This window comes from Sphingomonas sp., assembly GCF_024508665.1.
GTDB lineage: Bacteria > Pseudomonadota > Alphaproteobacteria > Sphingomonadales > Sphingomonadaceae > Sphingomonas.
In genome coordinates this window covers 331806-342608 of sequence record NZ_JANINP010000002.1, presented here as the reverse complement: position 1 = coordinate 342608, position 10803 = coordinate 331806, and the positions used below count along the sequence as shown (strand labels likewise).

The 10803-nt window shown below is 64.0% G+C and carries 14 protein-coding genes; 3 read left to right on the top strand and 11 right to left on the bottom strand.

Going from position 1 to position 10803, the window contains the following annotated elements; all coding sequences use genetic code 11:
• Both Q0L25_RS04355 and Q0L25_RS04350 read right to left on the bottom strand, forming a co-directional pair.
• Positions 1 to 453 carry a heme-binding protein gene (locus Q0L25_RS04355; protein WP_296611888.1) on the bottom strand — a complete coding sequence of 151 codons (453 nt, stop codon included), beginning with the start codon at positions 451 to 453 and terminating at the stop codon, positions 1 to 3.
• 81 nt (positions 454 to 534) lie between these two features.
• Positions 535 to 1047: a CinA family protein gene (locus Q0L25_RS04350; protein WP_296611887.1), complete on the bottom strand. Its 513-nt coding sequence runs from the start codon at positions 1045 to 1047 to the stop codon at positions 535 to 537.
• Between the two features lie 218 nt (positions 1048 to 1265).
• On the opposite strand from Q0L25_RS04350, the gene Q0L25_RS04345 reads away from it, so the two are divergent.
• Positions 1266 to 1781 (top strand): ferritin-like domain-containing protein, encoded by a 516-nt coding sequence (locus Q0L25_RS04345; protein WP_296611885.1) that lies wholly within the window; start codon positions 1266 to 1268, stop codon positions 1779 to 1781.
• A 265-nt stretch (positions 1782 to 2046) separates the two neighbouring features.
• Here the strand turns inward: Q0L25_RS04345 and Q0L25_RS04340 are convergent, their stop codons facing one another.
• From Q0L25_RS04340 to Q0L25_RS04310, 7 genes are all read right to left on the bottom strand, one after another.
• Positions 2047 to 2343: a plasmid stabilization protein gene (locus Q0L25_RS04340; protein WP_066590401.1), complete on the bottom strand. Its 297-nt coding sequence runs from the start codon at positions 2341 to 2343 to the stop codon at positions 2047 to 2049.
• A gap of 24 nt (positions 2344 to 2367) precedes the next feature.
• Entirely contained in the window at positions 2368 to 3255 is an 888-nt protein-coding gene (locus tag Q0L25_RS04335; RefSeq protein WP_296612224.1) for an SDR family oxidoreductase, read from the bottom strand.
• A gap of 16 nt (positions 3256 to 3271) precedes the next feature.
• Positions 3272 to 4045: an SDR family oxidoreductase gene (locus Q0L25_RS04330; RefSeq protein WP_296611882.1), complete on the bottom strand. Its 774-nt coding sequence runs from the start codon at positions 4043 to 4045 to the stop codon at positions 3272 to 3274.
• A gap of 21 nt (positions 4046 to 4066) precedes the next feature.
• A complete protein-coding gene (locus Q0L25_RS04325; protein WP_296611879.1) occupies positions 4067 to 5254 on the bottom strand; it encodes a zinc-dependent alcohol dehydrogenase in 1188 nt (395 codons plus the stop codon).
• Complete coding sequence (locus Q0L25_RS04320; protein ID WP_296611878.1) at positions 5254 to 5835, bottom strand: SRPBCC family protein; 582 nt, start codon at positions 5833 to 5835, stop codon at positions 5254 to 5256. The genes Q0L25_RS04325 and Q0L25_RS04320 overlap by 1 nt, the downstream gene beginning before the upstream one ends.
• 175 nt (positions 5836 to 6010) lie before the next feature.
• Positions 6011 to 8218 carry a hypothetical protein gene (locus Q0L25_RS04315; RefSeq protein WP_296611876.1) on the bottom strand — a complete coding sequence of 736 codons (2208 nt, stop codon included), beginning with the start codon at positions 8216 to 8218 and terminating at the stop codon, positions 6011 to 6013.
• A gap of 2 nt (positions 8219 to 8220) precedes the next feature.
• Complete coding sequence (locus tag Q0L25_RS04310; RefSeq protein ID WP_296611873.1) at positions 8221 to 8463, bottom strand: hypothetical protein; 243 nt, start codon at positions 8461 to 8463, stop codon at positions 8221 to 8223.
• A gap of 157 nt (positions 8464 to 8620) precedes the next feature.
• Between Q0L25_RS04310 and Q0L25_RS04305 the strand changes: the two genes are divergently transcribed.
• Positions 8621 to 8818, top strand: a complete 198-nt coding sequence (locus Q0L25_RS04305) for a hypothetical protein (protein WP_296611872.1) — start codon at positions 8621 to 8623, stop codon at positions 8816 to 8818.
• 23 nt (positions 8819 to 8841) lie between these two features.
• Here Q0L25_RS04305 and Q0L25_RS04300 read toward each other — a convergent pair whose 3' ends face one another.
• Entirely contained in the window at positions 8842 to 9030 is a 189-nt protein-coding gene (locus Q0L25_RS04300; protein WP_296611870.1) for a hypothetical protein, read from the bottom strand.
• A gap of 148 nt (positions 9031 to 9178) precedes the next feature.
• On the opposite strand from Q0L25_RS04300, the gene Q0L25_RS04295 reads away from it, so the two are divergent.
• Positions 9179 to 9781, top strand: coding sequence for a DUF4142 domain-containing protein (locus Q0L25_RS04295; RefSeq protein WP_296611868.1), 603 nt, complete (start codon positions 9179 to 9181; stop codon positions 9779 to 9781).
• Between the two features lie 19 nt (positions 9782 to 9800).
• On the opposite strand, the gene Q0L25_RS04290 is transcribed toward Q0L25_RS04295, so the two are convergent.
• Positions 9801 to 10796 carry an ATP-dependent DNA ligase gene (locus Q0L25_RS04290; RefSeq protein ID WP_296611867.1) on the bottom strand — a complete coding sequence of 332 codons (996 nt, stop codon included), beginning with the start codon at positions 10794 to 10796 and terminating at the stop codon, positions 9801 to 9803.
• Positions 10797 to 10803: the final 7 nt, after the last annotated feature.

Below are 10803 nucleotides of genomic sequence, written 5' to 3'. Positions count from 1 at the left end.
TCACGCCTCGGCGAATTGGCCGTGTCGAGACCTTTCCTCCTCGAACGCGGCGAGTGCCGCCTCGACCACTTGCGCGTCCTGATCGACCGTGCCGCCGCTCGATCCGATCGCGCCGATCACCGTCTGGCCATGCTTGACCGGCAGCCCGCCGGCGAAGATCACGATGCGGTCGTGATTGGTGTTCTGGATACCGAATAAGGGTTTGCCCGGTTCGGCCATGCCCGCCAGTGCTTCGGTCGACATGTCGAACGCGCGCGCGGTGAACGCCTTGTGGATCGCGATGTCGATCGATCCCAGCCAGGCGCCGTCCATGCGGGCAAAGGCGAGCAGATTGCCGCCGGCATCGACGACCGCGATATTGGAGGGAACCTCGATCTGCGCTGCCTTGGCTTCGGCGGCGGCGAGTAACCGGCGGGCGTCGCCGAGCGACAACGTCTCTATGGTGGTGACCATGAGCGATTCTCCCCTGTTGGTTTCACGCTCAACGAGTTTGGCGTCGTTTCGATCCCCCTCCCGACCGCGTTTAGGCCGAGTTTAACGTAGGTTAGCGAGATTCTGGTCGAGCATCTCGATCGCGACGTCGAGGCATTTCAGCCGGACCGGCCCGCGGCCGATATCGCCGAAATGCTCTTCGCGATGCACGACGTCGCCGCCGCGCCGCAAGCAGCCGAAATGGACCAGGCCAGGCTCGTCGTCCGGGCCGCCGGGGCCCGCGAAACCGGTGATCGACACCGCGATATCGCCATGCGAACGTTCGAGCGCGCCACGCACCATGGCAATCGCGGTCTCGCGGCTGACCGCGCCGCAGCGTTCGACGGTATCGCGGTCGATCGCCAGCAGCTCGCATTTGGCTTCATCGGTATAGACGACGAAGCCGCGCTCGAACGCGCGGCTCGCGCCTTCGACATCGGTCAGCAGGGAGGCGAGCAGGCCGCCCGTGCAACTTTCGGCGGTGACGATCGCCAGATCGCGGTCGCAGGCCTTTTTCAACAGCGCACGCGCGGCCTGTTCGATCCGGTCGGGTAGGACATCCAGCAATTCGCTCATCGCGCCGCGCCATCCTCCTTGCTTGGGCGACCGCTCTGGCGGCTCGTCCCGATCGTTGTGCAATGGCAACAAACCACGGGGCGGTCGGGTTTCCGCAGCCATGGCGGAAAAGGACTAACCTATGTCAAAGCCTCGATATTTCCGGCAACTTCGCGGCGCGTTCCTCGTTGGGCCAATGCGGGGTGGGCGCTCCTTTACCAGCTATCGAGGAGGCCAAGATGGGCTTGTTTTCCAAGGACATCAAAACGTTCGACGATCTGTTCGTCCACGCGCTCCAGGACATTTACTATGCCGAGAACCAGATCACCAAGGCGCTGCCCAAGATGATCGAAAAGGCGACCGACCCGCAGTTGAAACAGGGCTTCGAAACGCATCTTCGCGAGACCGAAGGGCAGATCAAGCGGCTCGAACGCGTCTTCCAGATGCACGGGCAGGAGCCGAAGCAGGTCGATTGCCCGGCCATCGACGGCATCATCAAGGAAGCCAATGAGATCGCTGGCGACGTCGACGACAAGAACGTGCTCGACGCCGCACTGATCGCCGCGGCGCAGGCAGTCGAACATTATGAGATCACGCGCTACGGCACGTTGATCGCCTGGGCCAAGCAACTCGGCCGGTCGGACTGCGCGGCCGTGCTCGCCGAGACGCTGGCCGAGGAAAAGGCGACCGACGAGAAGCTTACGACCATGGCCGAGACCAAGGTCAATTCGAACGCGGAGCTAGAGACGGCCTGAAACTTGCTGCGACGGCTGGCGGAGCGGGCGTTCCGCCAGCGCTTTTGCATCGCTAGTGCTGGTCCGAGCGAAACCGGAACATCGCCAGTTGGGGGCCATGTTCCCTACCGTCATCCCCGCGCAAGCGGGGACCCATCTCGGACCCCCTCGCCGTCGCGCCGGGCAGTTTTGGCGGTACGCGCTGGCGATGGGTCCCCGCTTTCGCGGGGATGACGAGTTTTGGAAATGAACCACTTCAAGAACAACGGCTTGGTGGGATTCTCAGCTAACCGTTCCCCTGGCGCCGGCGGGTTTCCCAGCCCTTCTTCGCCGCGGCCGAGCGCTGGGCGTGGGTCTGGCTCGATCCGCCTTTGCGGCCGCCTTTGCGCGAGCTTTCGTGGTTTTCCTTCTTGCCGCGGCCGGATCCGGACTTCTTGCCACCGCCCGATTCCTTGTTGACCGTCGCCCAGGCGCGGCGTTCGGCTTCTTCCTTGCCGACGCCGCGATCCTCATAGCCTTCCTCGATATGCTCGGCCTTGCGCTTCTGCTTGTCGGTATAGCTGGATTTGTCTCCGCGAGGCATGATCCTTCTCCTTTCGTTCGCCGCTCAACTCACCCCGGTGCCGCCATTGGCGCCGAATACGCTGCCGCTGGTGAAGCTGTTGGTCTGTTCGGCGAGCGTCACGTAGAGACCGGCGAGTTCGGCCGGCTGGCCCGCGCGGCCGAGCGGCGTGTCCTGGCCGAACTTCTGGATCTTGCCTTCCAGCTGCCCGCCTGAAATCTGCAGCGGCGTCCACACCGGTCCCGGCGCCACCGCGTTGACGCGGATGCCCTTCGAGGCGAGCTGCTTGGCGAGGCCCTTGGTGAAGATCTCGATCGCGCCCTTGGTGGTGGCGTAATCGAGCAGGTCCTCGACCGGGTTGAAGCTGTTCACGCTGGCGGTGTTGATGATCGCCGACCCCGGCGGCATGAATTCCGCCGCACGTTTCGACATCCAGAACATCGCGTAGATGTTGGTCTTCATCGTGCGGTCGAACTGCTCGTGCGTGATGTCGGCAATCGACTTCTGCGCCTGCTGGTACCCCGCATTGATCACCAGCAAGTCGAGCCCGCCCAGCTGCTCCCGGGCGTCGTCGACCAGCTTGAGGCAGAAGCTCTCGTCGGTCAGGTCGCCAGGCAGGAGGACGAGCTCGGTGCCGTCTTCGGCAAGCACTGCCTTCAGATCCTCGGCGTCGGGCTGTTCGCTGGGATGATAGTTGATCGCGACCCTGGCGCCCTCACGCGCGAAGGCGATGGCGGCGGCGCGGCCGATGCCGGAATCGCCACCGGTGACCAGCGCATGGCGTCCCTTGAGCCGCCCCGTGCCGCGATACGTCCGTTCGCCGCAATCGGGCACGGGGTCCATGTCCCGCTGGAGCCCCGGCCAGTCCTGCTTCTGTTCGGGGAATCCTTCGCTGTGATATTTGTCCTGCGGATCGATCAGCGTGTCGGTCATGTCGCTCATCTCTGTCTTACTCCTTCCTGCCCGAGCCGGGCTCGGCCATGCCGCGATGGATCTCGGCGGGGATCGATTGCGGCAGCACCCCGGCCGCGGCGACCTGGAGCTTGTTCATCAGGCCCGAGATGATCGTCGCCTTGCCGGCCATCACCGCGTCCCAGCCATGTTTGGCGACGTCGGCGGGATCGGACTTGCTGTCGGACTGGCCGACGCTGGTGTCGTCCATCCCGGCGCGGTGGAAGAATTCGGTCTCGACCGGCCCGGGCTCCAGCGTGGTGATGGTGATGTTCTTCTGCTCTTTGAGCTCGTTGCGGATCGCCGCGGTGAAATTGTCGATGAACGCCTTGGTGCCGTTATAGACTGCCTGAAAACTGCCGGGCATCCAGCCGGCGATCGACCCGGTGACGAGTACCTTGCCCTCGCCGCGGGCGGACATCCGCTTCAGCACCTTCTGCAACAGATAGACGGTGCCGGTGACGTTGGTGTCGATCACGTGCCGCCACTCGGCGACCTCCTGGTCGAGGAACCCGCCGCCCAGGCCATGTCCGGCATTGGCGCAGAGCAGGTCGATCTCGCGTCCGGCCGCCGCGTCGAGCAGGCGGTCGACACCCTCGAACGTCGACAGATCGGTTTCCAATGTTTCGACATTGCCGGGCAGCCCGGCGGACGGGTCGACGAACGGCGTGTCGGCGACCAGCAACATGTCATACCCGTCCTCCGCCGCCAATTTGGCGAGCTCTCGCCCGATTCCGGTCGAGGCTCCCGTGATGATCGCGAATTTGGCCATATCGTCTCTCCGATTGGGGGGTCAGGCAGCGGCGGCCAGATCGGGCTTGAGCACGATCTTGGTCACTTCGTTCTGCTGGTCGTGGAACATCTTGTAGCCCTTGGGCGCGTCCTCGAGCGCCATGCGGTGCGAGATCAGGAACGTGGTGTCGATCTTGCCGTCCAGGATCGCCTGGAGCAGGCCGGGCATATAATGCTGGACGTGCGTCTGGCCGGTCTTGAGCGTCAGGCCCTTTTCCATGAACGCGCCGAGCGGGAATTTGTCGATGAACCCGCCATAGACCGCGGGCATCGAGACTCGTCCGCCCTTGCGGCAGGCGATGATCGCCTGGCGGATCGAATGCGCCCGATCGGTGCCGAGAAAGGTCGATGCCTTGATCTGGTCGATGACATTGTCGGCGAAGAAGCCATGCGCTTCGAGCCCGACGGCGTCGATACAGGCGTCCGGCCCGATTCCGCCGGTCATCTCCATCAGCGCTTCGTAGGTCTTCGATTGCTCGAAATTGATCGTCTCGGCGCCGAACTTCTTGGCGAGCTCCAGCCGGTGCGGGAAATGGTCGATCGCGATGACGCGTTCGGCGCCCATCAGGAACGCCGATTGCACCGCGAACAGGCCGACCGGGCCGCAGCCCCAGACCGCGACCGTGTCTCCGGGTTCGATCTCGGCATTCTCCGCCGCCATCCAGCCGGTCGGCAGGATGTCGGACAGGAAAAGGACCTTCTCGTCCTCGATGCCGTCGGGGATGACGATCGGGCCGACGTCGCTGAACGGAATGCGGACATATTCGGCCTGGCCGCCGGAATAGCCGCCGGTCATGTGGCTGTAGCCGAACAGCCCGCTCATCGGCTGGCCGTAGAGCTCCTGGGCGATGTCCTGATTGTCGGCGGGCAGGCCGTTGTCGCAGGCGGAATATTGGTGCTTCGAGCAATGGTAGCAGGCGCCGCAGGCGATGGTGAACGGCACCACCACGCGATCGCCTTTCTTCAGCGTCGATTTCGGACCGGTCTCGACCACTTCGCCCATGAATTCGTGGCCGAGGATGTCGCCCGACTGCATGGTCGGAATGTAGCCGTCGTAAAGGTGGAGGTCGGACCCGCAGATCGCGGTCGCGGTCACCTTGATGATCGCGTCGCGCGGATTGAGGATTTCGGGATCGTCGACCGTGTCGACGCGGACATCGTGCTTCCCATGCCAGGCCAGTGCGCGCATCAGTTCTCTCCTTCTTCCTGGAGGCGGCGGTTGCGTGCGCCGGTGGCGATCTCGCCCGTTTCCATCAGTTGCTTGAAGCGGCGGAGGTCGCGCCGCGCCTGGATGGCCGGTTCGCGCTGGAAGATCTTGGCGACCAGCTTGCCGATCGTGCCGGCCGGCGGATCGTAGAGGATCGTGGCAGTGACAACGGTGCCGCGGTCGCCGGCATCGCGGAAGTCCACGCGGCCGGAATTGGGAATTTCGGCGCCTTCCTCGGACGCCCAGGCGATGAAGCTGTCGGGCGCTTCCTCGGTCACGACCGAGGTCCATTCGACCGTCTTGCCGCCCGGCGCCTTGACCACCCAATGCGAGCGGCGATCGTCGAGTACGTCGATCCGCTCGACATTCTCCATGAAGGTTGCAAGGTTGGCGAAATCGCGAAAATAGGAAAAGAGCTCGCCGACCGGCCGGTTGATCGTGACGGTGCGGCCGACGAGCGTGTCGCCCTTATTCTCGATCAGCGCCTCGGTTGCTTCATCGACGGCGCGCGACTGATCCTTGGAAGTCGTCAGCGGCGCGTCGTCCGCAATGGCATCGGACATTTCGCTCTCCTGTTGATGAGAGCGAAGCGATCCGGAAAAACGATTGTTCCGATCGTTTAGCGTGCGAAATCAATTCGTTGTGTAACCTGGATCAGTATCATCCCTCGGCGCGAGGCAGGCGCGGCAATCCATCGCGGCCAGCCATATCGCAGACCCGGCGCTCGCGATCGCTGTGTCAGTCGCTGTCCCAGGTGATGGCAATTCGAGCATTGGCCGGCACGCGATAGGTAAAGCGGTCGTCGCTCGACGATTGCCGATCGAGCGCACCGCCTTCGAGCGTGACCTTTGCCTGCGGTAACGCAGCTCCATTTCGCGGCAGCAAGCAGAGGTCGGCGGTACAATTCTCGCCGCCATCGAACTGGACGTTCAGCGCCTTGGGACCGGTTCGCTCGGCCGAGCGCAGGAACTGGTTGCAATAGAGGCGGAACGGCACGTCCTCGATATCGTGAAAGCTGCGCGTGGCGAATATCATCGCCGCGCCGGCGCCATAGATTTCCTGTCCGACCTGTCCGGCCTTCTGGCCGTCTGCATAGAGATCCTCGAGCGGGAACGACAGATTGCGGGCGATATGGCCGTTGCGCTGCTTTTCCGCCAGGACATCCTCCGGCAGCGCGTCGGGATAATAATACCAGGCGCGATCGAGCGCGTATTTGCAATATTCGGACACCAGCATCCGCACCCCCGGATCGAGGTCGGAGCCGCTATCTTCGAGATAGCGCTCGAACGCCGCGAAGCTGTCGAAACATTCGTAGATCGCCATATAGGGCGCATCCTGCAGGCACGTCGCGCCTAGAAAGTTCTTGTAATGGCGCGCCGCGGCGATGCGCGATTCCCAGATCTCGCAATTGTGGAAGAAGCTCGCGAGATAGACGTAACTCTGCTCGCGATAGCTGTCGTCCGTGGTGATGCGCCACAGCCGCATACAGGCCGCGGCTCCCCATGCGGTCAGGTTCGCCTGGTAATTGAGGTTGAACCGCATGCCCTTGGCGGTGTCGATCGCGGCGCGCGCCTCGCGGAGAAAGCGGGCATCGTCGGTCAGCGCATGCGCCTGCAGCATGACATAGGCATAGATGCCGCCGACATCGGTCTGGCCGCGATCGTCATTGGCGGTCGCGGTCAGCACCGAGAAGTCGCGGACGTTGAACTGGATCGGCCATTTATAGTCGAAATGGTGGGCGACGCGGATGCCGAAATCGATCACCTTGAGGAAGAGTGCTTTCGCACGCCAATCTCCGTCCAGCGCGAGCTTCGCGAGATTGAGCAGGGGGTGGTAGAGATACCAGCTGTCGACCGCGTCCTTGTCCTTTTCCTTGCCGACATTTGGCAGATAGCGGCGGATCGTCCCCAGCTCGCGGTCGTGGAACTTGCTCAGGCCGCGCCGGAATTCCTTTTCCAGCGGGTGCGGCGCGCCGTTCCAGCGCCCCCAGTCGTGGATCGCGGAGAGCAGCGACATCTGCACCATGGAATCGGGATATTCGCTCGCCGTATAGGGGTGCGCATAGAGGTTGCCGTAATGCCGCACGGTCGCTTCCGGCGCCGTCGCCAGGTCCTCGAGCGTGCGGTCGGACCGCGCGACCCAGTCGCGAAATTCCGTCTCCGGGCGATCGAGCGCCGTGTACACGACGCCCAGCATGCGGAGGAATTGCAGCGCGCCTTCTTCCTCGCTGCCGTCATCGAGTTGGCGAATGGCGATCAGCGCGTCGGACAGCATGATTTCCTTGTCCGCTTCCAGCGTCTCTACCGGCGGCGTCGCGCTTTGCGGCGGGGTGGGGGGCAGATAGCCGAGTTCGGGCCACTCGCCGCCGACCGCGCCATCGGGCTTGGTATCGGTCGCCAGATAGTAATCGTTGAGCGCGGTCAGGTTCTGGAAATACAGCACCGTGCCGAAATCGGGCTCGGCCAGCCGGAAGAACAGCACGCCACTGTTCAATCCGCGCTGGGCCGCTTCGACATGGCCGCGCGCGCCGGTCGGATCGTCGAGATGGTCGAGCGGATAGAGGTCGCGCGGCAGGAACGGCACGAGCAGCGGCCGTGCCGGGGTCAGCCATACCGACACGCGCAACACTTCGGGTTGGGCTTCGGCCATGGTGAGCGCGACGACATGCTCGCCCATCGCACTCTTGACCTTCAACCGGACGCGCTCGCCGGCCTGGTGGCGCGCGGGGCGGCATTCGAACGGCCCGGCAAGATAGGCGCAACGGATGGCAAGACCGCCGCGGCCTTCGCGCCGCACGATCGCCCAAAGGGAATCCGGTCCGCAGATCAGCTCGACTTCGAGATCGGCCGTCGTGAAGGCGGCGACCGGCTCAGGCTTCTCCGCGAGCAATTGGCGGAGAGCCAGGGTATAGGGGCTCGCGCCAGTCGCGGTGCGATCGAGCATCATGGTCAGTCCGCCCGGCCTTCGCGCTTGCCTTGCTCGGGCCCATCGTCGTTCTGCTCTGCGAAGACGGCGCCGGACGTTTCCTCCACGGTCACCTCGCGGCCGTCGACGTCCAATGTCCGCTGCAGGGTCTCTGTATCGTCCTGGTCCGCGGAGCGTTCGCCTCTCATCCCACCCTTGGCGGCGGGCGGAGGGTTGTCCGGGTCCGGGGTCCCGTAAAGGTGCGGGCCATCATCCTTGTCGGCCATTTTCGGGTCTCCTGCTGTTTGTGCCGGATAACCGTCGAGGCGATGTTCGTTTCCGTGGACGTCCGGGTTTCTCGATAAAGTAGATTAGGATTGAAGGACTTCACGGAACGCCTGCCCACCGGTTCAGGTTGTCGAACGGCTACCTAGGAGAAAGACGATGGCCGACCGTGCCAATGCCGATGAAGGCGCCGATCCCAGCGACGACATCCGCAAACAGAATCCCGGCGAGACGACGACCGCCGACCTCGCCGACGAACCCGACGACGATCCGTCCCGTGCCAACAAGCCGGAGCCGGTGGAGGACCGTCCGAATGTCGGGCAAGTGAAGCCGGAGGATTATCCCGAACAGCAATGAGCGACGGAGGCGTCGGCGCGGCGTCAATCATTGTCCGTAAACGAGGTCTTGCGGCCGCCATCGTCTTCGCCCGGGCCCTGCTGGCGGTCGAGCTGATCCGAGGGGCGGCGAGCGTCGCCTTCCTTCTGATGTTCGGTCGAGAGGTTGGGCGCGCGGGTTTCGGTCGTCGGCTTGATCGCCTCTTCCGTCCCGTCCGTGTCGCGGTTGGTCATTGTCGTCTCCTTTCGCTTCCCATCAACGATCGAGAGCGGCAGGCGCACCGAGCAATCTGACTAACCTGAATTAGCCGCACGGCTTTTCGAGGAACCGGCGGAGCGGCGGCCGGGTTGACGGCTGATCCTTGCTCACAGGAGCGCGATCGTGAACGCCAGAACCTGTCTATTATTCGCCGTGCCGATCTTCGTGCTTGGTGCGTGCGGCGACCATAGTGACGTCCAGCGGGCTAACAGCGCCGACCTCGGCAACTCGCCCACCGCGCCCTCGGTCAAGAGCGGCAACGTTGCGGGCGAACTGCACAATACCGCATCGCCGATCGCGCCCTCGGCGCAGGACTTCGCGAACACGATCGCGGCGAGCGACGAGTTCGAAATCGAGACGTCGAAATTCGCTTTGACCAACGCGCGGTCGCCGGCCGTCAAGGACTTTGCCCGGAAGATGATCGATGCGCACAAACAGTCGACCGAAAAGCTGAAAAAGGCGGCCGGGTCGGCCGCGCCGATGATCACCCCCGACGCGACGCTGGCGCCCGACCAGCTGAAAGCGCTCGAGCAACTGCACGCGAAAAAGGGCGCCGATTTCGACCAGCAATATGTCATCCTCCAGCGCGACGCGCATCAGCGTACGCTTGCCACGCTCAAGGATTATTCGGTCAAAGGCGATCAGCCGCCGCTCAATGCCTTCGCCAACGAGGTGATCCCGATCGTGAGCGGTCATCTGACGATGGCCAGGAATCTCAAGCCCTAACTGGCTCCGGCCGGCCGGGTCACATCGCGAGCTGTTCCATCCGGCATTGTCGCGGCGCCTTGTCGGGGCGCCAGCGCAGGAAGCGCGTGCCGTGGCGGAAACGCTCGTCGGTGACATGATCGAACTGGACCTCGACGACGAGTTCGGGCTTCAGCGGTTGCCAGTCGCCGGATCGGTCGGTCGACCAGCGGCTGGGGCCGCCCGGTGAGCGACCGGTGAAGCCGGGCTTGGCGATCATCTTTTCGAGCCGTGGCGTGAGCGCGCGGCGCTCGGCGGCGCTCAGCGCGGACGTGTATCCGACATGGTGGAGCTTGCCGGCATCGTCGTACAGGCCAAGCAGCAAAGACCCCACGATCGGCTCGTTGGCGGCATAGCGGAAGCCGCCGACCACGCAGTCGGCGCTGCGCTGGCGCTTGACCTTGACCATCGCCCGCTCGCCGGGCTGATAGGGGGCGTTAAGGTCTTTCGCGACCACACCGTCGGTATCGCCGCCGCTCTCGTCGAGCCAGCGGCGAGCACGATCGACATCCTGCGTCGCGTCCGAGAGAAATATCGACGCGTGGCCAAAGCCCGAAACGAGGTCGGGAAGCGCCGCGCGCCGCTGCTTGAGCGGCGCGTCGAGGAGATTGCGGGCGCCGTCCTGGAGACAGTCGAACACCGCATAGCGTGCCGGCGTCTCGTTCGACAGGCGCTGGATCCGGCTCGCGGCCGGATGCAAGCGCGCCTGCAGCGCGCCGAAGGAAAGGCGGTTGTCGATCCGGATGGTCAACTCGCCGTCGAGCACGCAGGTCGCAGTCGTGGACTGAGCCAGAATGTCGGCGATTTCGGGGAAATATCGATCCAGCCCTTTTCCGGATTTGGAGAACAGCTGCACTTCTCCTTGCCGGATATAAGCAAGGCACCGGAACCCATCCCATTTGGGTTCATATTGCCAGGCGTCGCCGACCGGGAGATCCTCGGCAAGGCGAGCCTCCATCGGTTCTACCAGCGGGATCAGCGACGGGCTGGCCGGCATCCGTTAT

Coding starts and splice junctions, on each gene's coding strand:
- Q0L25_RS04290 (WP_296611867.1), bottom strand. CDS start 10,796: ATGCCGGCCAGCCCGTCGCTGATCCCGCTGGTAGAACCGATGGAGGCT.
- Q0L25_RS04355 (WP_296611888.1), bottom strand. CDS start 453: ATGGTCACCACCATAGAGACGTTGTCGCTCGGCGACGCCCGCCGGTTA.
- Q0L25_RS04315 (WP_296611876.1), bottom strand. CDS start 8,218: ATGATGCTCGATCGCACCGCGACTGGCGCGAGCCCCTATACCCTGGCT.
- Q0L25_RS04340 (WP_066590401.1), bottom strand. CDS start 2,343: ATGCCTCGCGGAGACAAATCCAGCTATACCGACAAGCAGAAGCGCAAG.
- Q0L25_RS04300 (WP_296611870.1), bottom strand. CDS start 9,030: ATGACCAACCGCGACACGGACGGGACGGAAGAGGCGATCAAGCCGACG.
- Q0L25_RS04345 (WP_296611885.1), top strand. CDS start 1,266: ATGGGCTTGTTTTCCAAGGACATCAAAACGTTCGACGATCTGTTCGTC.
- Q0L25_RS04330 (WP_296611882.1), bottom strand. CDS start 4,045: ATGGCCAAATTCGCGATCATCACGGGAGCCTCGACCGGAATCGGGCGA.
- Q0L25_RS04305 (WP_296611872.1), top strand. CDS start 8,621: ATGGCCGACCGTGCCAATGCCGATGAAGGCGCCGATCCCAGCGACGAC.
- Q0L25_RS04320 (WP_296611878.1), bottom strand. CDS start 5,835: ATGTCCGATGCCATTGCGGACGACGCGCCGCTGACGACTTCCAAGGAT.
- Q0L25_RS04350 (WP_296611887.1), bottom strand. CDS start 1,047: ATGAGCGAATTGCTGGATGTCCTACCCGACCGGATCGAACAGGCCGCG.
- Q0L25_RS04310 (WP_296611873.1), bottom strand. CDS start 8,463: ATGGCCGACAAGGATGATGGCCCGCACCTTTACGGGACCCCGGACCCG.
- Q0L25_RS04335 (WP_296612224.1), bottom strand. CDS start 3,255: ATGACCGACACGCTGATCGATCCGCAGGACAAATATCACAGCGAAGGA.
- Q0L25_RS04325 (WP_296611879.1), bottom strand. CDS start 5,254: ATGCGCGCACTGGCCTGGCATGGGAAGCACGATGTCCGCGTCGACACG.